At 61.1% G+C, this 22,003-nt stretch carries 23 protein-coding genes; 11 read left to right on the top strand and 12 right to left on the bottom strand.

Features of this window, described 5'->3' with window-relative positions; translation table 11 throughout:
• The first annotated feature begins 25 nt into the window (after positions 1-25).
• From JKA62_RS11960 to JKA62_RS11930, 7 genes are all read left to right on the top strand, one after another.
• Complete coding sequence (locus JKA62_RS11960) at positions 26-1,690, top strand: OFA family MFS transporter (protein WP_011332016.1); 1,665 nt, start codon at positions 26-28, stop codon at positions 1,688-1,690.
• 208 nt (positions 1,691-1,898) lie between these two features.
• Positions 1,899-2,492, top strand: coding sequence for an imidazoleglycerol-phosphate dehydratase HisB (hisB, locus tag JKA62_RS11955; RefSeq protein ID WP_011332017.1), 594 nt, complete (start codon positions 1,899-1,901; stop codon positions 2,490-2,492).
• Complete coding sequence (gene hisH / locus JKA62_RS11950) at positions 2,492-3,130, top strand: imidazole glycerol phosphate synthase subunit HisH (protein WP_007952546.1); 639 nt, start codon at positions 2,492-2,494, stop codon at positions 3,128-3,130. Before hisB ends, hisH begins: the two co-directional genes overlap by 1 nt.
• Positions 3,131-3,391, top strand: a complete 261-nt coding sequence (locus JKA62_RS11945; protein WP_011332018.1) for a DUF2164 domain-containing protein — start codon at positions 3,131-3,133, stop codon at positions 3,389-3,391.
• A 42-nt stretch (positions 3,392-3,433) separates the two neighbouring features.
• The gene (gene hisA, locus JKA62_RS11940) at positions 3,434-4,171 is read left to right on the top strand and encodes a 1-(5-phosphoribosyl)-5-[(5-phosphoribosylamino)methylideneamino]imidazole-4-carboxamide isomerase (RefSeq protein WP_011332019.1); all 738 of its coding nucleotides are present in this window, start codon (positions 3,434-3,436) and stop codon (positions 4,169-4,171) included.
• Positions 4,172-4,180: 9 nt separating this feature from the next.
• Positions 4,181-4,951 (top strand): imidazole glycerol phosphate synthase subunit HisF, encoded by a 771-nt coding sequence (hisF, locus tag JKA62_RS11935; protein WP_011332020.1) that lies wholly within the window; start codon positions 4,181-4,183, stop codon positions 4,949-4,951.
• Between the two features lie 76 nt (positions 4,952-5,027).
• The gene (locus tag JKA62_RS11930; RefSeq protein WP_011332021.1) at positions 5,028-5,783 is read left to right on the top strand and encodes a substrate-binding periplasmic protein; all 756 of its coding nucleotides are present in this window, start codon (positions 5,028-5,030) and stop codon (positions 5,781-5,783) included.
• Here the strand turns inward: JKA62_RS11930 and JKA62_RS11925 are convergent.
• From JKA62_RS11925 to gpmI, 5 genes are all read right to left on the bottom strand, one after another.
• Positions 5,764-7,152 carry a Vps62-related protein gene (locus JKA62_RS11925; protein WP_201817892.1) on the bottom strand — a complete coding sequence of 463 codons (1,389 nt, stop codon included), beginning with the start codon at positions 7,150-7,152 and terminating at the stop codon, positions 5,764-5,766. The two genes, JKA62_RS11930 and JKA62_RS11925, sit on opposite strands and share 20 nt — an antisense overlap.
• Positions 7,153-7,270: 118 nt before the next feature.
• Positions 7,271-8,047, bottom strand: coding sequence for a divergent polysaccharide deacetylase family protein (locus JKA62_RS11920; protein ID WP_201817889.1), 777 nt, complete (start codon positions 8,045-8,047; stop codon positions 7,271-7,273).
• A gap of 2 nt (positions 8,048-8,049) precedes the next feature.
• Positions 8,050-9,369 carry a S41 family peptidase gene (locus tag JKA62_RS11915; RefSeq protein ID WP_011332024.1) on the bottom strand — a complete coding sequence of 440 codons (1,320 nt, stop codon included), beginning with the start codon at positions 9,367-9,369 and terminating at the stop codon, positions 8,050-8,052.
• A gap of 31 nt (positions 9,370-9,400) precedes the next feature.
• Positions 9,401-10,705: a murein hydrolase activator EnvC family protein gene (locus JKA62_RS11910; RefSeq protein ID WP_011332025.1), complete on the bottom strand. Its 1,305-nt coding sequence runs from the start codon at positions 10,703-10,705 to the stop codon at positions 9,401-9,403.
• Between the two features lie 136 nt (positions 10,706-10,841).
• Positions 10,842-12,368 (bottom strand): 2,3-bisphosphoglycerate-independent phosphoglycerate mutase, encoded by a 1,527-nt coding sequence (gpmI, locus tag JKA62_RS11905; protein WP_201817886.1) that lies wholly within the window; start codon positions 12,366-12,368, stop codon positions 10,842-10,844.
• 152 nt (positions 12,369-12,520) lie between these two features.
• Between gpmI and JKA62_RS11900 the strand changes: the two genes are divergently transcribed.
• From JKA62_RS11900 to secB, 3 genes are read left to right on the top strand one after another with little or no spacing between them, the layout of a single operon-like run.
• Positions 12,521-12,934, top strand: coding sequence for a rhodanese-like domain-containing protein (locus JKA62_RS11900; RefSeq protein ID WP_007952524.1), 414 nt, complete (start codon positions 12,521-12,523; stop codon positions 12,932-12,934).
• Position 12,935: 1 nt separating this feature from the next.
• On the top strand, positions 12,936-13,190 hold the full coding sequence (grxC, locus tag JKA62_RS11895) for a glutaredoxin 3 (protein WP_007952522.1): 255 nt from the start codon (positions 12,936-12,938) through the stop codon (positions 13,188-13,190).
• 57 nt (positions 13,191-13,247) lie between these two features.
• The gene (secB, locus tag JKA62_RS11890) at positions 13,248-13,733 is read left to right on the top strand and encodes a protein-export chaperone SecB (protein WP_007909233.1); all 486 of its coding nucleotides are present in this window, start codon (positions 13,248-13,250) and stop codon (positions 13,731-13,733) included.
• Positions 13,734-13,798: 65 nt separating this feature from the next.
• Here the strand turns inward: secB and JKA62_RS11885 are convergent, their stop codons facing one another.
• Positions 13,799-14,254 carry a tRNA (cytidine(34)-2'-O)-methyltransferase gene (locus tag JKA62_RS11885; protein WP_007952520.1) on the bottom strand — a complete coding sequence of 152 codons (456 nt, stop codon included), beginning with the start codon at positions 14,252-14,254 and terminating at the stop codon, positions 13,799-13,801.
• Between JKA62_RS11885 and JKA62_RS11880 the strand changes: the two genes are divergently transcribed.
• On the top strand, positions 14,253-14,693 hold the full coding sequence (locus JKA62_RS11880; RefSeq protein WP_011332027.1) for a hypothetical protein: 441 nt from the start codon (positions 14,253-14,255) through the stop codon (positions 14,691-14,693). The two genes, JKA62_RS11885 and JKA62_RS11880, sit on opposite strands and share 2 nt — an antisense overlap.
• A 410-nt stretch (positions 14,694-15,103) precedes the next feature.
• Here the strand turns inward: JKA62_RS11880 and ntrC are convergent, their stop codons facing one another.
• The 6 genes from ntrC to glnA form a co-directional block, all read right to left on the bottom strand.
• Positions 15,104-16,540 (bottom strand): nitrogen regulation protein NR(I), encoded by a 1,437-nt coding sequence (ntrC, locus tag JKA62_RS11875; RefSeq protein WP_007952518.1) that lies wholly within the window; start codon positions 16,538-16,540, stop codon positions 15,104-15,106.
• Positions 16,537-17,622, bottom strand: a complete 1,086-nt coding sequence (gene glnL, locus JKA62_RS11870; RefSeq protein WP_007952516.1) for a nitrogen regulation protein NR(II) — start codon at positions 17,620-17,622, stop codon at positions 16,537-16,539. The genes ntrC and glnL overlap by 4 nt, the downstream gene beginning before the upstream one ends.
• Positions 17,623-17,852: 230 nt before the next feature.
• Positions 17,853-18,476, bottom strand: a complete 624-nt coding sequence (locus JKA62_RS11865) for a DUF4124 domain-containing protein (protein WP_011332029.1) — start codon at positions 18,474-18,476, stop codon at positions 17,853-17,855.
• Positions 18,473-18,982, bottom strand: a complete 510-nt coding sequence (locus tag JKA62_RS11860) for a DUF4124 domain-containing protein (protein ID WP_011332030.1) — start codon at positions 18,980-18,982, stop codon at positions 18,473-18,475. Before JKA62_RS11860 ends, JKA62_RS11865 begins: the two co-directional genes overlap by 4 nt.
• 99 nt (positions 18,983-19,081) lie before the next feature.
• Positions 19,082-20,425 carry a toxin-antitoxin system YwqK family antitoxin gene (locus JKA62_RS11855; RefSeq protein WP_236676514.1) on the bottom strand — a complete coding sequence of 448 codons (1,344 nt, stop codon included), beginning with the start codon at positions 20,423-20,425 and terminating at the stop codon, positions 19,082-19,084.
• A gap of 74 nt (positions 20,426-20,499) precedes the next feature.
• The gene (glnA, locus tag JKA62_RS11850) at positions 20,500-21,906 is read right to left on the bottom strand and encodes a glutamate--ammonia ligase (RefSeq protein ID WP_011332032.1); all 1,407 of its coding nucleotides are present in this window, start codon (positions 21,904-21,906) and stop codon (positions 20,500-20,502) included.
• Between the last annotated feature and the right edge of the window lie 97 nt (positions 21,907-22,003).

Raw genomic sequence — 22,003 nt, 5'->3', positions numbered from 1 at the left:
CATACTAATAATTGGGGGATACACAATGAGCACGACCATTACGGCGGACGGCCTCAAAGCCGATCAGCCCGGGTTCCTGTCCAAGGAACGCATCATCGCCAAGCCCGGTTTCAACCGTTGGCTGGTTCCACCGGCCGCTCTGGCCATTCACCTGTGCATCGGCATGGCCTACGGCTTCTCGGTGTTCTGGTTGCCGCTGTCCAAGGCACTGGGCGTCACCGCTCCGGTGGCTTGCGCACCGGACATGAGCTTCATCGCACAAGTCTTCTCGTCGCAATGTGACTGGCCGATCTCCATGCTCGGCTGGATCTACACCCTGTTCTTCATCTTCCTCGGCTGCTCGGCAGCGATCTGGGGTGGCTGGCTTGAACACGCAGGACCACGCAAGGCCGGCGTTGTATCGGCATTGTGCTGGTGCGGCGGTCTGCTGATTTCTGCGCTGGGTATCTATACCCACCAGATCTGGCTGATGTGGATCGGCTCCGGTGTGATCGGCGGTATCGGTCTGGGTCTGGGCTACATCTCGCCGGTCTCGACCCTGATCAAGTGGTTCCCGGACAAGCGCGGCATGGCGACCGGCATGGCGATCATGGGCTTCGGCGGTGGCGCGATGGTTGGTGCACCACTGGCGACCGCTCTGATGAGCCATTTCGCTTCGCCGACTGGCGTGGGCGTGTGGCAGAGCTTCGTGGCCATGGCTGCGATCTACTTCGTGTTCATGATCGGTGGCGCGCTGGCTTACCGCGTACCGCCAACCGGCTGGAAGCCTGAAGGCTGGACCGCGCCAGCGAAAAAAGCCTCGAACGCGATGATCACCCACCGTCACGTTCACGTGAATGTGGCGTGGAAAACCCCGCAATTCCGCCTGGTGTGGCTGGTGCTGTGCCTGAACGTGTCTGCCGGTATCGGCATCCTCGGCATGGCTTCGCCACTGTTGCAGGAAGTGTTCGGTGGCAAGCTGCTGGGCAACGATCTGCCGTTCGGTCAGCTGGATGCCGGTCAACTGGCTTCCATCGCAGCGATTGCGGCCGGTTTCACCGGTCTGCTGAGCCTGTTCAACATCGGCGGTCGCTTCTTCTGGGCGTCGTTCTCGGACTACCTGGGCCGCAAGAACACTTACTTCGTGTTCTTCGCACTGGGCTTTGCGCTGTACGCACTGATCCCGAACCTCGGTCACCTGGGCAACGTTGCGCTGTTCGTGGCGGCGTTCTGCATCATCCTGTCGATGTACGGCGGCGGTTTCGCGACCGTGCCGGCGTATCTGGCCGACCTGTTCGGTACGCAGATGGTCGGCGCGATCCACGGTCGTCTGCTGACGGCCTGGGCTGCCGCTGGCGTGCTGGGTCCGGTGCTGGTGAACTACCTGCGTGAGTATCAGCTGAGCATCGGCGTTGAACGCGCCGCCGCTTACGACATCACCCTGTACATCCTCGCCGGCCTGCTGGTGCTGGGCTTCCTGTGCAACCTGCTGGTGCGCCCGGTGGCGGACAAGTACTTCATGACCGACGCCGAACTGGCTGCCGAACAGGCGCTGGGTCACGACAAGGGTGCTGATGGCAGCACCGTGCTGGAGTGGAAAGCCGCGCCGGGCAGCAAGCCGCTGGCGATCGCTGCGTGGCTGGTGGTGGGAATTCCGTTGGCGTGGGGTGTGTGGGTGACCCTGCAGAAGACGGCGGTTCTGTTCCACTAAGTAACCGTTAAAACGCAGAACCCCTGTGGGAGCGGGCTTGCCCGCTCCCACATTTGTTTCCGGGTGCCTGTAATGGCTTGTATGGACATGTCTACCCGCGACAGCCGGGGCTTCTATCCGTCTGCCATATCACCTCTCGTGTTTCTGTTTCGGCCCCGCGCCCCTATAATGGCTGCCTTTTTCGCCCAATGATTTTGCGGAGCTGGTGATGGCCGAACGTAAGGCGTCTGTCGAGCGCGACACTCTGGAAACCCAGATCAAAGCCTCGATCAACCTTGATGGCACCGGAAAGGCCCGATTCAATATCGGTGTTCCTTTTCTTGAGCACATGCTGGATCAGATCGCCCGTCACGGGTTGATCGACCTGGATATCGAATGCAAGGGCGATCTGCATATCGACGACCACCACACGGTGGAAGACGTCGGTATCACCCTCGGCCAGGCCTTCGCGCAAGCCATTGGCGACAAGAAAGGCATCCGTCGCTACGGCCACGCCTACGTGCCGCTCGATGAAGCGCTGTCGCGCGTGGTGATCGACTTCTCCGGCCGGCCGGGCCTGCAGATGCACGTGCCGTACACCCGCGCCACCGTTGGCGGCTTCGACGTCGACCTGTTCCAGGAATTCTTCCAGGGCTTCGTCAACCACGCACTGGTCAGTCTGCACATCGACAACCTGCGCGGCACCAACACCCACCACCAGATCGAAACCGTGTTCAAGGCTTTCGGCCGCGCGCTGCGCATGGCCGTCGAGCTGGACGAGCGCATGGCCGGCCAGATGCCTTCGACCAAGGGCGTCCTGTAATGCAGACGGTTGCAGTTATCGACTACGGCATGGGCAACCTGCACTCGGTGGCCAAGGCCCTCGAGCACGTTGGTGCCGGCAAGGTGCTGATCACCAGCGATGCGGCAGTGATCCGCGAAGCCGACCGCGTGGTGTTCCCCGGTGTCGGCGCGATTCGCGATTGCATGGCGGAGATCCGTCGCCTCGGTTTCGATTCGCTGGTGCGTGAAGTCAGCCAGGATCGTCCGTTCCTCGGCATTTGCGTCGGCATGCAAGCCTTGCTCGACAGCAGCGAAGAGAACGACGGCGTCGACTGCATCGGCCTGTTCCCGGGCGCGGTGAAGTTCTTCGGCAAAGACCTGCATGAAGACGGCGAGCACCTGAAAGTCCCGCACATGGGCTGGAACGAAGTGAAGCAGGCGGTGGATCACCCGCTGTGGCACAACATTCCGGACCTGGCGCGTTTCTACTTCGTGCACAGCTACTACATCGCCGCCGGTAACCCGCGGCAGGTGGTCGGCAGCGGTCATTACGGCGTCGATTTCGCCGCGGCGCTGGCCGAAGGTTCGCGTTTCGCCGTGCAGTTCCACCCGGAGAAGAGCCATACCCATGGCCTGCAATTGCTGCAGAACTTCGCGGCGTGGGACGGTCGCTGGTAAATGGCTGTCAAGAAATCCAAACCGCCGATCCTGACCCTCACTCCCGAGCAGGAGAGCGAGGCCAACCGCAAGATTCAGCGGTTCATGGAGGATCGTTTCGAACTGGACCTGGGTTCGTTCGAGGCGGCGGAAATTCTTGAGCTGTTTACCCGCGAAATTGCTCCGCACTATTACAACAGGGCGATTTTCGATGTGCAGACCCACCTCAAGGAGCGGTTTGAAAGCATCGAAAGCGACCTGTGGGCGCTCGAGAAAAACTGATTTCCGAGCCAAGCTGAACATTCAAATTTGAAGGTTTGCCAGATGCTGATTATTCCCGCTATCGATCTTAAAGACGGTGCCTGCGTACGTCTGCGCCAGGGCCGCATGGAAGATTCCACAGTGTTCTCCGATGACCCGGTGAGCATGGCTGCCAAGTGGGTGGAAGGCGGTTGCCGTCGTCTGCATCTGGTCGACCTGAACGGGGCTTTCGAAGGCCAGCCGGTCAACGGCGAAGTGGTGACCGCGATCGCCAAGCGCTACCCGACCCTGCCGATCCAGATCGGCGGCGGCATTCGTTCGCTGGAAACCATCGAGCACTACGTCAAGGCTGGCGTGAGCTACGTGATCATCGGCACCAAAGCGGTGAAGGATCCGGCGTTTGTCGCTGAAGCCTGCCGCGCGTTCCCGGGCAAGATCATCGTCGGTCTGGATGCCAAGGACGGTTTTGTCGCCACCGATGGCTGGGCTGAAATCAGCACCGTGCAAGTTATCGACCTGGCCAAGCAGTTCGAAGCCGACGGCGTGTCCTCGATCGTTTATACCGACATCGCCAAAGACGGCATGATGCAGGGCTGCAACGTTCCGTTCACCGCCGCGCTGGCGGCTGCCACGAAGATCCCGGTGATCGCTTCCGGCGGCATTCACAACCTCGGTGACATCAAGTCGCTGCTCGACGCCAAGGTGCCAGGCATCATCGGCGCCATCACCGGCCGGGCGATCTACGAAGGCACTCTCGACGTCGCCGAAGCGCAAGCTTTCTGCGACTCGTACCAAGGCTGAGGACTGACCATGGCGCTGGCCAAACGCATCATCCCTTGCCTGGACGTGGACAACGGCCGGGTCGTCAAAGGTGTGAAGTTCGAGAACATCCGTGACGCCGGCGATCCGGTGGAAATCGCCCGTCGCTACGACGAGCAGGGTGCCGACGAGATTACTTTTCTCGACATCACCGCCAGCGTCGATGGCCGTGACACCACGCTGCACACCGTCGAGCGCATGGCCAGCCAGGTGTTCATCCCGCTGACCGTCGGCGGTGGCGTGCGGACCGTGCAGGACATTCGCAACCTGCTCAATGCCGGTGCGGACAAGGTGTCGATCAACACCGCTGCCGTGTTCAACCCGGAATTCGTCGGCGAAGCGGCGCAGCATTTCGGCTCGCAATGCATCGTTGTCGCCATCGACGCGAAGAAGGTCTCCGGCCCGGGCGAAACCCCGCGCTGGGAGATCTTTACCCATGGCGGCCGCAAGCCGACCGGCCTCGACGCGGTCGAGTGGGCGAAGAAAATGGAAGGCCTGGGTGCCGGTGAAATCCTCCTGACCAGTATGGATCAGGACGGCATGAAAAACGGTTTCGACCTCGGCGTGACCCGCGCCATCAGCGATGCGCTGGGTATTCCGGTGATCGCGTCCGGCGGCGTCGGCAACCTGCAGCATCTGGCTGACGGCATTCTTGAAGGTCACGCCAGCGCGGTGCTGGCGGCGAGTATTTTCCACTTCGGCGAATACACGGTTCAAGAAGCCAAGGCTTACATGTCTAAACGCGGCATCGTAATGCGTTAAACATCCATACAGGCCAGTGGACAGCATGGCGTACCCAAGGCACTCTTGGGCACGCCATGGATTTCGGTAGCCCGACATGATCAAACGCCTGCTTCTCGCCCTCGCCAGTGCCTCCGTGTTGTTGATCAACACCGGCCACGCCGAGGAAAGTCCCGACACCGATCTGGTGCTCCTCACCGAAAACTTCCCGCCGTACAACATGGCGAAGAACGGCAAGAATTTCGCCCAGGATGAAAACATCAACGGCATCGCCACGGACATCGTGCGCGAGATGTTCAAGCGTGCCGGCATCACTTACAGCCTGACCCTGCGCTTCCCCTGGGAGCGGGTCTACAAGCTGGCGCTGGAAAATCCCGGTTACGGTGCGTTCGTCATGGCGCGGCTGCCGGATCGCGAAAAGCTCTTCAAATGGGTCGGCCCGATCGGCCCGGACGACTGGGTCATGTTGGCCAAGGCCGACAGCAAGATCACCCTCGAAACCCTCAATGATGCGCGCAAGTACAAGATCGGCGCCTACAAGGGTGATGCGATTGCCGAGACTTTGACCAAACAGGGGCTGAAGCCGGTGGTGGTGCTGCGTGATCAGGACAACGCCAGGAAACTCGTCAGCGGTCAGATCGATCTGTGGGCCACCGGCGATCCTGCCGGCCGTTATCTGGCACGGCAGGATGGCGTGACCGGGTTGAAAACCGTACTGCGCTTCAACAGTGCCGAACTGTATCTGGCACTGAACAAAGACGTGCCCGATGCAACGGTTGCCCGGTTGCAGGCCGAGCTGGATCAGATGCGCAAGGACGGTGTGGTCGATGAGATCATGGGACGGTATTTGTAGCGACTTCTTCCTCTGTCGTCGGCTGAGGGGCGAAACCGATATTGTCGCGGTCACTGTCTGAATGGCCTTCGCTTGATGGCGGCTCTGTCGCCAGTTGCGGAGTGAAGGTCAGCGTGCTGTCGCTGTCTGGCGGATACTCGGTCAGGTAAAGGCTTTCATCATCGGTGTAACCCACGCTCACTGCTACATGAGTGCCGTCTGCGCGCCTCAACGTATAGATACTTTGTATTTGATAGACCGCCACGGCCTTGTGTTTGGCAGCCATGGCGACGATGTCCAGTGGGCGCGATTCATCCCAGCCGCTGGCTGATGTCTCGCAGTAGGTAAAGTCTTTGTACAGATGTGCCGAGAAGCGGATGGCAGGTGGGGCGCTCGAAGGCAGCGCTGACCACGCTGTCGAGAACTCGATAGCGGTGAGGCGGCTGAAAATCTGCTGCATCTGCGAGTTCTGGACGCGAACCGCTTTCCATTTGAAAGGCCGCGGCAGATCACTGGTGTTGTGGCCGTGCCCCACCAGGACATATTGATCCGAGCGTTCCAGACGGTAGAACGGGGAAGTGGACAACTGCTCGCCCGCAGACAGTTGATCGTTTACCGCGAACCATGGAATTCGCACGGTCTGTGTGACCTTGGCCGGTGCCAGTTCCGGAGGGGCCCCATACCCCGACAGTTCAGGCGCCTCGGGTGCAGGTATTGACTGTCGGGGAAGCTGCATTCGCAACGCATGGACGATGGCATTCACAGGTTTGGAGTGGCTCTGGACTCCGAAGAACGTGCCCGCTGCAAAGTGGATTTCACCCGCAGCAGCCTGCGCAGGTTCAATGTCCCAGGCGCTGAAGTTCTGCCTGGCGCCACTGCCTTTGTCATCCCAGATCAAATCGCCAACGGTTGCGGGCATGACCAGATCTTCCCGGACACAGCGGATCGCATTGAGTAATGGCTTGTCGCGACCGTTGGAGCAGACAAGCCCCATGGCCACATAACCGGGAGGAGGGATCGGGCGCCATACCGTGCAGTCGGCGGCGGCTCCGGAGTTGGCGTCCTTCCAGACTCTTTCGTAGTCCGTGGGCGGGCTGAGTGCGTTGCTCCGGGAGGGGGCATCGCCTTGCGGCTCGCCTTCACGGACGACGGCCACGATTCTGTTTCCATTGACGTTTTCGTATCCGGTCACGGCCACATCCCCCAACGGGAAATACCCCGGTAGCAGATCGGGGGCGGGAGCCGGGCGCCAAAAACTGCCAACCGCGGAACCGGAGCCGCGGCTGTCCCAGATCCGGTGGAATTCGCTGGTGAAATTGATCAGCAGATTGCCGAACCGGATCGGTTCCATTCGCTGCGCAGATAATGTGTTGCTGTCGATGCCTGTCATAGTCAGTCCTGAAGTTTGCAAGGCGACCCACAAGAGTCGCTAACCATTACAGGGGTGACTATCCAGACGCGGGCGAGTCGTCAGGCAATAACTATGTGTAGCGGTTGTATCAGGGCATTTATCGGTAGACACCGTTTTTGCCGTGTGCGGCCGTGGCGCGATTGCTGCGCACACTGATCATCTGCTTGATGTCGATCCACTCGATGCCTTGGGCTTTCAACTTTGGCAGCTCCCGTTCCAGCACCGCGAGTGTCTGTGGATAAGGGTGCCCGATCATCACGGCTGAACCCTGTTTGTGCGCCAGGCTGATTGCCGTCTGCAATTGAATCAGGATCGCCGCTTCGGTGCGCACGTCATCGAGAAACACATCCCGTGAAACGCTCGCCAGATCGATCTTCTGTGCCTGCTGCGCGGCGACAGTCTGGGCGCTGGTCCGGCTGTCGACGAAGAACTTGTGGCGGCGCTGCAACTCGCCCATCAACCAGGCCATGGCCACCGGCTGCGCAGTCATGCGACTGCCCATGTGGTTGTTGATGCCGGCGGTGTAGGGGACCATTTTGAACGCGGCACTCAGCCGTTTTTCGAGTTCTTCGATGGGCAGTTCGGGATGCCAGGCGAACGGGCCAGTGGCCGGGTCCATCGGCATGTGCAGGATCACGACCTTGCCGGCGCGATGGGCCTCGCGGGCAAACTCGGTGGCGTGCGGGGTGTCGGGCATGATCGCGGTCGTGACCGGCCCGGGCAGGGCCAGCACCCGGCGATCCCGGGGCAGGTTCTGCCCCAGGTCGTCGATGATCAGTGTCAGGTAGGCTTTTTGAGGTGTGGGTCTGGCAGGTTCTGCATGAGCAGCACCCGCCAGACAGCACAGCAGGACAAAGACCAAACGCAAGGACATCCTCAACGGCCGGACGTGATGCTCAGGCCTTTGAGCAGGCTCAGGGCCTGGGCCAACTGGTAATCGTCATCCTGCGGCATCGCCTTGGCTTTGCCGCCAGAGCCGGTCGGTTTGTCCGCGCCGCCGTTGCCGTTGCCCAGGTGACCTTGCAGATCGGCTTCCTTGAAGTAGTCGCTGTCCGCCTCGTTGGTGATCTTGGCGCGGCGCACTTCGATGTCCGGGACGATGCCCTGGGCCTGGATCGAGCGGCCGTTCGGCGTGAAGTACAGCGCCGTGGTGATCTTCAGCGCGCGGTCGTTGTTCAGCGGCAGCACGGTCTGTACCGAGCCCTTGCCGAAACTGGTGGTGCCCATGACCACGGCGCGTTTCTGATCCTGCAGGGCGCCGGCGACGATTTCCGAGGCCGAGGCACTGCCACCGTTGATCAGCACGACCATCGGCACGGCTTCGCTTTCGTCCTTGCCGGTGGCGGAGAAGCGCAGTTCGGAGTTGGCGATCCGGCCCTTGGTGTAGACGATCAGGCCTTTGGTGATGAAGTGGTCGACCACTTCCACCGCCGCCTGCAGTACGCCACCCGGGTTGTTGCGCAGGTCGAGGATGATGCCGTTGAGCTTCTTGCCGTTGTCCTTGCGCAGCTTGGCCAGGGCCTTGGAGACCTCTTCGCCGGTCTTGACCTGGAACTGAGTGATGCGGATCAGGCCGTAGCCCGACTCCAGCAGTTGCGCCTTGACGCTCTTCACCTGGATCACGGCGCGAGCCAGGGTTACATCGAACGGCGTGCCGCCGTCGCGCACCAGGGTCAGGGTGATCTTCTGGCCGATCTTGCCGCGCATCTTGTCCACGGCTTCGGTCATGGTCTGGCCGCGGGTCGGCGCGCCGTTGATCTTGACGATGAAGTCGCCGGCCTGGATGCCGGCCTTCGACGCCGGAGTGTCATCGATCGGCGACACGACCTTGATGAAGCCGTCCTCGGCGCCGACTTCGATGCCCAGGCCACCGAATTCACCGCTGGTGCTTTCCTGCAACTCGGCAAAGTCTTCAGGGCCCAGGTAGGCGGAGTGCGGATCGAGGTTGCTGAGCATGCCCTTGATCGCGTTTTCCAGCAGGGTCTTGTCGTCCACCGGCTCGACATAGGCGGCCTTGATCCGGTCCATGACCTCGGCAAAGGTGCGCAGCTCTTCCAGCGGCAACGGCGCCTTGGAAGTCGCGGCAGTACCTGCCGGAGCGACGGCCGGAGCCGGTTGAGCGGCAAACGCCAGAGGCGCGCCGATCACCAGGGCGATCGTCAGGGCCAGCGAGGTAAGGCGGGACAAATGCAGCATGTCGAACGAACTCCTGAATTAGATGGCGTGCTTATCCTTGCGCACGGCACCATTGCGCCGGATCACTCGGGTGACCCTGCTGACGAATTGCGAAATACAGCGCTGGTGTGTCCTGGCCGCCACTGTTACCCACAGTGGAGATGGACTCACCGGCTTTTACCACGTCACCCGCCGACTTGAGCAGCGTCTGGTTGTGACCGTAAAGACTCAGAAAACCGTTGCCGTGATCGAGGATCACCAATAGCCCGGCACCGCGCAACCAGTCGGCAAACACCACGCGCCCGCCATGTACGGCGTGCACCTGGCTGCCGGCGGAGGCGCTGATCATCACGCCATCCCACTTGGTGCGGGCATCGTCGCCACGGGTTTCGCCAAAGCGTGCCAGCAGTCGACCATCAACCGGCCATGGAAGTTTTCCCCGGGTGGCAGCAAAAGGGCCGCCGAACGTCTCGCCGCTGCTGGAAACCAGCGCGCCAGGTGTGGGTCTGGCTTGTTTTCGCGGGGCGTCGCTGGTGTCCGAGTCCGCATCGGCACGGGCCTGGGCCTCACGCAAACGCTTTTTTTCGGCTTCCTGCTGGGCGATGAGCGCTTTCTGTCGCGCTTCTTCTGCCTCACGGGCCTGGCGGGCCAGGGTTTCTTCAATGGTTTTAAGGACTTTAGACAGGTCTGCCTGGTCCTGCTCGCGGGCGGCCAGTTTCTGGTCCCGGGCTTTCACGTCGTCATTGAGTTTGGCAAGGGCCTGCTGGCGCTCCTTGCGGACCTTGTCGAGCGCTTCGCGCTGAGTGTCGAGATCGCTTTGCTGCACCAGCAATTGCGCCTGCTGCAAGCCGATGTCCTTTTCGACATTGGCCAGTTGGCGCAGGGTTTCGTTGAAGCTTTTCAGCTGTTCCAGGCGAGCCTGGCTCAGGTAGTCGTAATAGGTGAGGGTGCGGGCGAATTTCTCGGGATTCTGCTGGTTGAGCAGCAGCTTGAGGTATTCCTGGCGACCGTTCTGGTAGGCGGCGCGGGCCTGGATGGCGATCAGTCGCTGCTGTTCAGTGCGCGCGCTCTGGAGTTTTTTTTTCTCCGCATCGAGCCGCTGCAGCTCGGATTCGCTCTTCTTCAGCTCTTTCTGCAGGGCTTCGACCTGTTTCTCGAGCTTGCCCATCTCGGTTTCGGTGCCCTTGAGCTCCTTTTGCACGCCGGATTTTTCTTCCTGGAGCTTGCCCAGCAGTTTTTTCAGCTCGGCGATGTCCTGGCGCGTGGCGTCCAGTTGCTGTTGGGTTTGCGCGCGCTCATCCGCGAAGGCCGGTTGGAGCAGGCATGTCAGAGCGAGGGCGATCAGGACGCGAAGCATAGAGGCGGGCGGCACCAGGGTAAGGGACGGCCTAGTATGCCCGCCCGACGCAGCAAAAAAAACGCCTCAAAGCCAACTGCTTTGAGGCGTTCGTCATAAAAAACCGTTTCAGGCTGATTACAGGGCGTTTTTGATATCAGACCAGAATCGAAGTGCCAGTCATTTCCGCCGGTTTTTCCAGACCCAGCAGTTTCAGCATGGTCGGCGCCACGTCCGCCAGCACGCCGCCTTCGCGGACTTTCAGATCGCGCTTGCCGACATAGATGAACGGTACCGGCTCGGTGGTGTGTGCGGTGTGCGCTTGCCCGGTGGCTTCGTCAGCCATCTGCTCGACGTTGCCGTGGTCGGCGGTGATCAACGCTTCGCCGCCGACTTTTTCCAGAGCGTCGACGATGCGGCCGACGCAGGTGTCCAGGCATTCCACGGCTTTCACCGCGGCTTCGAACACGCCGCTATGGCCGACCATGTCGCCGTTGGCGTAGTTGACCACGATCACGTCGTAACGCTGGTTCTCGATGGCCTCGATGATGCGGTCGGTGACTTCCGGCGCGCTCATTTCCGGCTGCAAGTCATAGGTGGCGACTTTCGGCGACGGGATCAGGATGCGCTCTTCGCCCGGGAACGGTTCTTCGCGGCCACCGGAGAAGAAGAAGGTCACGTGGGCGTATTTCTCGGTTTCGGCGATGCGCAGCTGGGTCTTGCCGTTTTTCGCCAGGTAGTCGCCGAGCACGTTTTCCAGGCTGCCCGGCGCGAAGGCGGCGGGGGCCGGGATGCTGGCGGCGTACTGGGTCAGGCCCACGTACTGCACTTTTGGCTGGCGTGCGCGCTCGAATTCCTTGAAGCCGTCTTCGACAAACACGCGGCTCAGCTCGCGGGCACGGTCGGCGCGGAAGTTCATGAACACCACGGCGTCGCCGTCTTCGACTTTTACCGGCTCGCCGATGCTGGTGGCTTTGACGAATTCGTCGCTCTCGCCACGGGCATAAGCGGCTTCCAGACCTTCCTGGGCGGTGGCGGCGTTGAATTCGCCCTTGCCGTCTACGATCAGGTTGTAGGCCTGGGCCACGCGATCCCAACGGTTGTCGCGATCCATGGCGTAGTAGCGACCAATCAGGCTGGCGATGCGGCCCTTGCCCAGCGCCTGGAAGGTCGCGTCGAGCAGTTCGATCGACGAGGCAGCGCTCTTCGGCGGCGTGTCACGGCCATCGAGGAAGGCGTGCAGGTAGATATTTTCGGCGCCGCGCTTGAAGGCCAGTTCGGCCATGGCGATCAGGTGATCCTGGTGGCTGTGAACGCCGCCGTCCGACAGCAGCCCCATGAAATGCACGGCCTTGCCGGCGGCCACGGCCTTGTCCACGGCGGCGCAGATGGTCGGGTTCTCGAAGAACTCGCCGTCGCGGATCGCTTTGGTCACACGGGTGAAGTCCTGATACACCACGCGCCCGGCGCCGAGGTTCATGTGGCCGACTTCGGAGTTGCCCATCTGGCCGTCCGGCAGACCGACGTCCATGCCGCTGCCCGAGATCAAGCCGTTCGGCACGGTGGCCCACAGGCGATCCAGCACAGGCTTCTTGGCCGCATAGACGGCGTTGGACTCGGGGCTGTCGCTGTGACCGAAGCCGTCGAGAATCATCAGGACCAAAGGTTTAGGCGTGGTAGTCATGGAATCCACTCGTGGCTAATAAGAAGAGGGCGATGGAAAAGGGAGTTGGAGTTTAAAGCGAAGTTCCGGCGGCGTCACCGCCGGACGGGGTTTGGCCGACCATAGTGGCTGTGTATACTGGCCGACATTTTAACGCCCTGGAACCTCCTTCGATGGTTGCTCACCTGATTGAATTTGCCACTAACCACTACATTCTTGTCGGTATCTTCGTCGTACTGCTGGCTTTGCTGCTGGCGCATACGGTGCAGGGCGGCGGTAAAAGCCTGAGCACGGGCGAGCTGACCGCGCTGGTCAACAAGGAAGCCGGCGTGGTGGTGGACATCCGTCCGAGCAAGGACTACGCCGCCGGTCACATCGTTGGCGCGGTGAACATTCCCCAGGACAAACTGGCCGCCCGCATCGGCGAGCTGGAAAAACACAAGGCCAAGACCATCATTCTGGTCGACGCCCTGGGCCAGACCGCCGGCACCCACGCCCGCGAGCTGATGAAGGCCGGCTTCACCGCCGCCAAGCTGTCCGGCGGGATTTCCAGCTGGAAAGGCGACAACCTGCCGTTGGTGAAGTGACATGAGCGACGTCATCGTCTACTCCAGCGATTACTGCCCTTACTGCTCGCGCGCCAAGTACCTGCTCGCGAACAAAGGCGTGGCCTTCGAAGAGATCAAGGTCGATGGCAAGCCGCAGGTGCGCGCCGCCATGGCCCAGAAGGCCGGACGCACGTCCGTGCCGCAGATCTGGATCGGCGACACCCATGTCGGCGGATGTGATGATTTGTATGCCCTGGAGCGTGCCGGCAAGCTCGACGCGCTGCTCAAGGCCTGAACTGCTGCACCTGCAAACCAAGAACCCTAAAAGACCCAAGATCAGAAAGGATCTGAGATGACTGACCAACAGAACACTGCAGCCAGCGAAGAAGAAACCGCACCGCAATTCTCCTTGCAGCGCATCTACGTACGCGACCTGTCCTTCGAAGCCCCGAAAAGCCCGGCAATCTTCCGCCAGCAGTGGGATCCGGCGGTCGCTCTGGATCTGAACACCCGCCAGAAAGCCCTGGAAGGTGATTTCTACGAAGTCGTGCTGACCCTGTCCGTCACCGTGAAAAACGGTGAAGAAGTGGCTTTCATCGCTGAAGTGCAACAGGCCGGTATCTTCCTGATCAAGAACCTGGACGCGGCTTCCATGAGCCACACCCTGGGTGCGTTCTGCCCGAACATCCTGTTCCCGTACGCTCGCGAAACCCTGGACAGCCTGGTGACCCGCGGTTCGTTCCCGGCCCTGATGCTGGCCCCGGTGAACTTCGACGCCCTGTACGCGCAAGAGCTGCAGCGCATGCAGGAATCCGGCGAGACCCCAACCGTTCAGTAAGCGGTCGATGCAACAACGAAAAAAGCGCCGTTACCGGCGCTTTTTTCTTGGGCGATCGAATGGCGTTACTTGAAGTCGTTCTGCCGCCACGCTTCGTACACGGCCACCGCCACAGTGTTGGACAGGTTCAGGCTGCGGCAGCCTTCGCGCATCGGCAGGCGCAGGCGCTGTTCGCCGGGCAGGGCATCGAGCACTTCCGGCGGCAGGCCACGGCTTTCCGGGCCGAAGATGAACGCATCGCCGGGGACGAACGCGGCATCGTGAAACGGCCGCGAACCCTTGGTGGTGAAGGCGAACAGCCGTGGATGACCGAGGCTTTCCAGGCAGCTGGCGAGGTCGGCGTGGCGCTGCAGAGTGGCATACTCGTGGTAGTCGAGACCGGCGCGGCGCAGGCGCTTGTCGTCCATCTCGAAGCCCAGCGGTTCGATCAAATGCAGGTGGCAGCCGCTGTTGGCGCACAGCCTGATAACGTTGCCGGTGTTCGGCGGAATTTCCGGTTGAAAAAGGATGACGTGAAACATGCACGGCTCCGAAGGTAAAGATGACGCGCATTCTACGCCGCAAGCGGATCCGCGTTCGAAACTATTCCCGCGGGTGATGGCATCGCTGGCGATCGTCGGTGTGATGGTCGGAATGATGATCGGTCGTTTGACCACGCCTGACCCGACCGTCTTGCAGCAGGTCGAGGTGATTGATGATGGTCTGGCGGTCTGGTTCAACAACGAGCCGAAGCTGCACGGCGAGATCGTCGATGGCAGCGTTGCGCTGTTGTTCGGGGCTGAAGGCAAGCCCCAGAAAGGCCAGCTCAAGCTCAACGGCAAGGACGTGAACTGGCGGACGCGTTTGAGTGACGGGGGATTGTTGCTGACGCTGGTGGCGGCCCGGCCGCTGCAGGGCGACTGGGCCGGCCAGGCGGTCGATGACCGCTGGCGGCTGGAGATCCATCTCCGGGAGCAATAAAAGAGGGAATCCCCGGCCTGCCTGTACCAAGGTTCCCGAAACGGGCGGGCTCATCGCATCGCGTTCTGAGCCGGTGTAAAGAAGGAACCCCTGACCTGCCTGTATCAAGGGCCCCAAAAGGGTGGACTCGCTGAGTCCGGTGTAAAGAGGGGAATCCCCGGCCTGCCTGTACCAAGGCCCCCGAAAGGGTGGGTGAATCGAATCACCTGAAGGAGTTATTGCAGGGGGCGTGCCAGTTTTTCTCGTTTTGAAACAAAAAAGCTCGGCACAACGACGAAGGCCCCGTAATACGGGGCCTTCGGCTTTTCACAGGACGGGATTTTCAGCGGTTTACAGTGCGAGACTGAGTCAGTTGCCGTGCCCGATTAAGGGTCACGGTGCCTTGCGGCGGTGCAGGCTGGCGCTGAATCTCAGCCTTCATCGCCCTCATCGTCATCCCCGCCATCGACCTTCATGCCGAGTTCCTTGATCTTGCGGGTCAAGGTGTTCCGGCCCCAGCCCAGCAGCACGGCCGCGTCGCGACGACGTCCGGCGGTGTGCTTCAGTGCTGTCTCGATCATGATTCGCTCGAACGCCGGCACCGCGCTGTCGAGCAGGCTCGACTGACCGCGCGCCAGGGCCTGATCGGCCCACTGACGCAGCGCCTGTTCCCAGTTGGTGACCGGCGCCGAGTCCTGCGGCAGGCTCAGCAGTTCCGGCGGCAGATCGCTGATGTGCACTTCGCGTCCGGACGCCATCACCGTAATCCAGCGGCAGGTGTTTTCCAGCTGCCGCACGTTGCCCGGCCACGGCAGGTTCTTCAGGTATTCCTCGGTCTCGCTTTTCAGCAGCTTCGGCTCCACCGCCAGCTCTTGCGCGGCGCGGCTGAGGAAGTGCTTGGCCAGGGTCGGGATGTCTTCGCGACGGTCCGACAGGCGAGGGATGTGGATGCGGATCACGTTGAGGCGGTGGAACAAGTCCTCACGGAATTTCCCGGCGTGAACCAGGGTTTCCAGATTCTGGTGCGTTGCGGCGATGATCCGTACATCGACCTTGACCGGCACATGTCCACCGACGCGATAGAACTCGCCATCGGCCAGCACCCGCAGCAGTCGGGTCTGGGTATCCGCCGGCATGTCGCCGATTTCATCGAGGAACAGCGTGCCGCCGTCGGCCTGTTCGAAGCGGCCGCGACGCAGGTTGGCCGCACCGGTGAACGCGCCTTTTTCGTGGCCGAACAGCTCGGATTCCATCAGGTCTTTCGGGATCGCCGCCATGTTCAGCGCGATGAACGGCGAGGCTGCACGCGGGCTGTGGCGGTGCAGGGCGTGGGCCACCAGTTCTTTACCGGTGCCGGATTCGCCGTTGATCAGCACGGTGATGTTGGAATGGCTCAAGCGCCCGATGGCGCGAAACACTTCCTGCATTGCCGGCGCTTCGCCGATGATTTCCGGGGTGCGGGTCAGGGTCGGGGCGACTTCAAGGCCTTGCTGCTCCTGGGCATGCTGGTTGGCGCGTTTGACCAGCGACACCGCTTCGTCAACGTCGAACGGCTTGGGCAGGTACTCGAACGCGCCGCCCTGATAGGAGGCGACAGCGCTGTCCAGATCGGAGTGAGCGGTCATGATGATCACCGGCAGCCGCGGGTGCTGCTCGCGGATCCGCGCCAACAGGTCCAGGCCGCTGGCACCCGGCATGCGGATGTCAGAGATGATCACGTCCGGCTGCTGGCGTGCGAGGCGGCTCATCACGCCATCGGCACTGTCGAAGCTCTGGGTGGTCATGCCTTCCTGTTGCAGGGCTTTTTCCAGAACCCAACGGATAGAACGGTCGTCATCGACGATCCACACGGTTTCACTACGGCTCATGTCGATGTGGCTCCTTGTTCCAGTGGCAGAAAGATCGAGAACGTGGTGTGGCCTGGATGGCTGTCACACTCGATCAGGCCCTGGTGCTGGCTGATGATGTTCTGGGTGATGGCCAGGCCCAGCCCGGTACCGTCCGGACGGCCGCTGACCATGGGAAAGAAGATGGTTTCCTGGAGTTCCGCAGGAATGCCCGGGCCGTTGTCGATGATCTCGATCTTGGTCACCAGGCGATGGCGGACGTGGCCGATGGTGAACTGGCGCATGGCGCGGGTGCGCAGGCTGATGCGGCCCAGGCGCAGTTCGTTCTGGCTGCTGATGGCCTGCATCGCGTTGCGCACGATGTTCAGCACCGCCTGAATCATTTGTTCCCGGTCGATCAGGACGTCTGGAATGCTCGGGTCGTAATCGCGCACCAGCGTGATGCAGCCCTGGCTTTCGGCCTCGACCAGTTGGCAGACCCGCTCCAGCACTTCGTGTACGTTGCACAGGGCCAGCGACGGCAATTTGTTCGAGCCGAGCATGCGGTCGACCAGATTGCGCAGGCGGTCGGCCTCTTCGATGATCACGTTGGTGTAGTCGCGCAGGCTGTCTTCCGGCAGTTCCCGGGCCAGCAACTGCGCGGCACCACGGATGCCGCCCAGCGGATTCTTGATCTCGTGGGCCAGGCCGCGCACCAGCATCTTGCTGGTTTCCTGTTTCGACAGTTGCGCCTCTTCCTTGGTGATCCGCAGCAGGCGGTCACGGGGATGGACTTCCAGCAGGAGCAGGGTCGCGCCGTTGCTGAGGATCGGCGTCACCGCGTAATCCACGGTCAGGGTCTGGCCGGTGAGGGCGGTGAGCATCGCTTCGCGCTTGGTGAACGGGTGCGCCTGCTCCACCGCCTGGCGCAGCGAGTTGAGCGCCTCGGTGGACTCGGTGAACAGCTCGCTGATGAACTGCCCATGGCTGCGCTGACCGCTGATGGCCAGCAGCATCTCCGCCGCCGGGTTCATGTACTCGAGGCGCAATTCGCTGTCGAGCAGGATGGTGGCGGTGGTCAGGTTGTCGAGTAGCAAGCGATGCAGTGCGTCACTGATGGTCATGAGGACCTCTTTTGGAGCATGGCGCGCGCAGGGATACAGCGCTGATGCGAGGAAAATGCAAAAACCAAACCAAGGCTCCGAAAAGAAGCGTTCAACCCCTGAAACGGGCGTTTGACGCTCGTTTGCGTGGCAGTCAAACCGCTCTGGCGGGTACTTTCGAACCAAAATGGGTTGGAATGTGAGTACGGTGCAGCGTATTGCACCAATATAGTGCGCAAAGCTGAACGGCGTCAGAAGAAACGCAGGAAAGGATTTTTCGGTTCGGCGGGTTTGTCTTTCAGCGGGCATTCCGGGCGAACGCCGTAGTCGGCGCTGACACACGGTTTGACCTGACGCTTCTGTGCCAGGGAAATGCGCTGCATGTGGAACGGCTGGTTGGCGGTTTTCTCCACGGTCCGGCCTTGGGCGTCGAGGATTTCCACCGACAGGTTGTGGCTGCCACGATCGATGTTGCTCAGCGGGAACACCGGGCTCAGGCCGGGTTCGCCGACGGCCTGGCCATCCAGCAGCAGGCGATACAAATGACCTTTTTGCAGGCCCGGCTCGCTGGTGACGCTGACGATCAGCTCTCCGGCGCTGCTGCGAATGGTCGCGTCCGGCTCGGGGATCAGCACCCGCAGCATGTCGTAGTGGAACAGCGGCGGCTCTGCTGATTTCATCGACGGCTTGACCGGTGCAGTGGCGGTTGGATTCGAGGCCATGCGATTGCTGGTGGCCAGCGGCACACGCTTGGCGTTGCCGCGCGGTTGATCGGTGTAGACGCGATTGCCCTGTGCATCGATGTAAGTGAACACCTCGGCCGATGCGCCAAACGCGATCAGCGACAGGCACAAGGCAATCAATCCTCGCCTCATGGCTTGTGCACCCGCTGCACGGTGAACACCACCGCCGGACTCTGCTGAATGATCGTCTCGCCATTGATCACCTGCACCGCCAGCCGATGCTCGCCCCGGTCGACGTTAACCAGTTGCAGGATCGGCACGTTGCTCGGTTGGCCATAAGGCGCGTCGTCCAGCAGCAGGCGCAATTGATGCGGCGGTTGCAGGCGCGGCTTGATCAGCACGCTGACCGTGAAGGTGCCGTTGTTGGCGCGCAGGGCTTCCTCGGTGGGCAGGCCGGTCAGCTCCAGCACTTCATAGACGTTACGCGCCGGCTCACGAGTGGCCGTATCGGCAGAGGGCGCATTCGGTGCCTGAGGCTGGACGCTGTTGAGCGGCGGCAACGCCACCGGCTGCACCTGCACGCCGTCCGGCGCGTGATCGCTGTAGACCGTGTTGCCGTCGGCGTCGGTGTACTTGTAAATCTGTGCGGCAGCGGGCAGGACGATCAGCAGCAACAGGAGAAAAAAACCACGACCCATGGATTCGACCGATCAACAATGAGATTGGCTTGCAGCATAGGCCAGGGGCGGCGGTAAGCCCAATCGGGACAATATCTGCTCACACAAACCGCTCAGGATTTATTGCGCGGCGCCAGGCGCACCCGTATTTTCGCGGGCGCCGGACAGGACACCTGCCTTGTAGTGCTCGATCAGGACCGGCACACCCTTGGCGTCGACTTCGCGCCATTCGCCTTCCTTTACGTCGTCAACTAAGTTGACGTTGAGGGTGTGGCCATTGTCGAGTCTGGTCACCCAGAGGCCTTGGCGTTTGTCATCGCGATATTCGCCGCGCTCGGTAGTGCCACGAACAGTCAATTCACTCAGGCCGTTGAGTTGGCCGTGGACATAGGTCTGGAATCCGGTGGCGACCCATTCCATGTCGTCGTGGTTGAGAAGCTGCCAACGACCCTCGTGCAAATCATTGTGGAATTCGCCCTCCAGTGTTTGCCCATCCTGGTACAGCGTCCACTGGCCCTCTCGTTTGCCCTCTACGAAATTGCCGGACTCCGAATATTTCTCGTCTTTGGAAGAAGACCACGGACCGACCCGAACGCCCTGCTTGTAGGCACCTTGGGCCGAGAGCGAGCCGGAATCATAAGACACCGATTGGCCGTCTTCGCTGCCGGTGAATTTAGTCGGTTCGGTTTCCCAGGCAATACGCCTCACCCGATAGTTGTAGAGCGTGCGCTTGCCCTCGACGAGCGTCTGGTCGAGCCATCGCCAGAAAGTAACGGTAAGGAACCGGCCGTTTTTTTCCTGATAGGTCTTCTTGAAGAAGTAAGGTTCGTCATCTGGCGTCGGGTCGCTCAGTGGGTCGTAGTACTGGCCGTAAAAGCTCACCAGTTTCCCTTGGCTGAAATCGAGCTGGTCGAATTCCGGTATGCCGGACTCTTCAAGGAAGAGGCTGTAGTTGAGCGGGGTGATTTGGCTCAGAGCCTTCTTGATGGTCAGGGCGTCGAGGTGTTTGCGACCTTCGGCGATGCGGTCCAGCGCCGGCTGCAATCGCGTGACGCGGCTGTAGAGGTGGTCGTTGGCGTTGTATTTGTAGGCGTAGATTTTGTAGCGGTCGTTTTGCCGAAAAAGCACGAAGCGGGTCGGATCCTCACTGTCGAGCGACATGAGAAAAACCGATTCGATGTTCACCTGACCGAACTCATCAAGCAGTTGCGGGCGTTCGCCCGGCGTGTCGCAACGGCAGTAATAGCCTTTGACGCCGTTCGTTTCCTTGATGAACGCCAGAGTCATCGAGCTTTCCTGCAAGCCCTGGATCAGCGGGTGAGCCAGCGGCTTGTCTTCATAGAACTCGGCAGCGCCAGTTGTTGAGCGGGCGAGGCCGGCCATCAGGGCGATAGCCCGTAACCACTTCATGCGAATCCCTTCGTCAAGGCGCCGGTCGTGGCGCGAAAGCGGCGGATTATCCATGGATGAGCGGGCACAAAAAAGGCCTCCCGAAGGAGGCCTTTCTTTGTCACGCCGCGTAGCGCGGCGCTACCGGATCAGCAGCTGTAGTACAGCTCATATTCCAGTGGGTGTACGAAGGTGCGGACCTTGATTTCTTCTTCGGATTTCAGCGCGATGTAAGCGTCGATGAAGTCGTCGGAGAACACGCCGCCCTTGGTCAGGAACGCACGGCCCTTGTCCAGCTCTTCCAGGGCTTCTTTCAGGCTGCCGCAAACTTGCGGGATCTCTTTCGCCTCTTCAGGCGGCAGGTCGTACAGGTTCTTGTCGGCAGCATCGCCTGGGTGGATCTTGTTCTGGATACCGTCCAGACCAGCCATCAGCAGCGCTGCGAAAGCCAGGTACGGGTTGGCAGCCGGATCCGGGAAGCGGGCTTCGATACGACGGCCTTTCGGGCTGTTGACGTAAGGAATACGGATCGAGGCGGAACGGTTGCGAGCCGAGTAGGCCAGCATCACTGGAGCTTCGAAGCCTGGCACCAGACGCTTGTAGGAGTTGGTGGCCGGGTTGGTGAAGCCGTTCAGGGCCTTACCGTGCTTGATGATGCCGCCGATGAAGTACAGGGCGGTGTCGGACAGGCCGGCATAGCCTTCACCCGCGAAGGTGTTCTTGCCATCTTTGGAGATGGACATGTGAACGTGCATGCCCGAACCGTTGTCGCCGTACAGAGGCTTCGGCATGAAGGTCGCGGTACGGCCGTAGGCGTCGGCAACGTTGTGGACAACGTATTTCAGGGTCTGGGTTTCGTCGGCTTTCTTCACCAGGGTGTTGAACTTGACGCCGATTTCGTTCTGGCCGGCAGTTGCCACTTCGTGGTGGTGAACTTCAACGGTCAGGCCCATTTCTTCCAGTGCGTTGCACATGGAGGTACGGATTTCGTGGTCGTGGTCGAACGGCGGAACCGGGAAGTAGCCACCTTTCACGCCTGGACGGTGGCCTTTGTTGCCGCCTTCCACGTCCTGGTCGGACATCCACGAGCCTTGCTCGGAGTAGATCTTGAACATCGAACCGGAGATGTCGGACTTGAACTTCACTTCGTCGAAGATGAAGAACTCAGGCTCTGGACCGGCGAATACGGTGTCACCGATACCGGTGGTCTTCAGGTATTCCTCGGCGCGGCGGGCGATGGCGCGCGGGTCGCGATCGTAACCTTGCATGGTCGAAGGTTCGATGATGTCGCAGACCAGGATCAGGGTCGGCTCTTCGGTGAACGGGTCCAGAACGGCGGTTTCGTCGTCCGGCAGCAGGATCATGTCGGAGGCTTCGATGCCTTTCCAGCCAGCGATGGAGGAACCGTCGAACATCTTGCCAACTTCGAAGAAGTCGTCTTCCAGCGCATCGCGAGCCGGCATGGTCACGTGGTGCTGAGTGCCTTTGGTGTCCGTGAAGCGCAGATCAATCCACTTGACGTCATGATCTTTGATGAGTTGAACCGACTTCGACATAGTGTCCTCCGGGTGAATTAGGGCGGGTAGTGGATGCCCTTAATAGTGGTGATGCCGGCGCGAATACTCTGCCAAGGCAACCTGCCTCACAAGGGAG

This window comes from Pseudomonas sp. B7 (assembly GCF_016735645.1).
Lineage (GTDB): Bacteria > Pseudomonadota > Gammaproteobacteria > Pseudomonadales > Pseudomonadaceae > Aquipseudomonas > Aquipseudomonas glycinae.
This window is presented reverse-complemented; position numbering and strand designations above follow the sequence as displayed.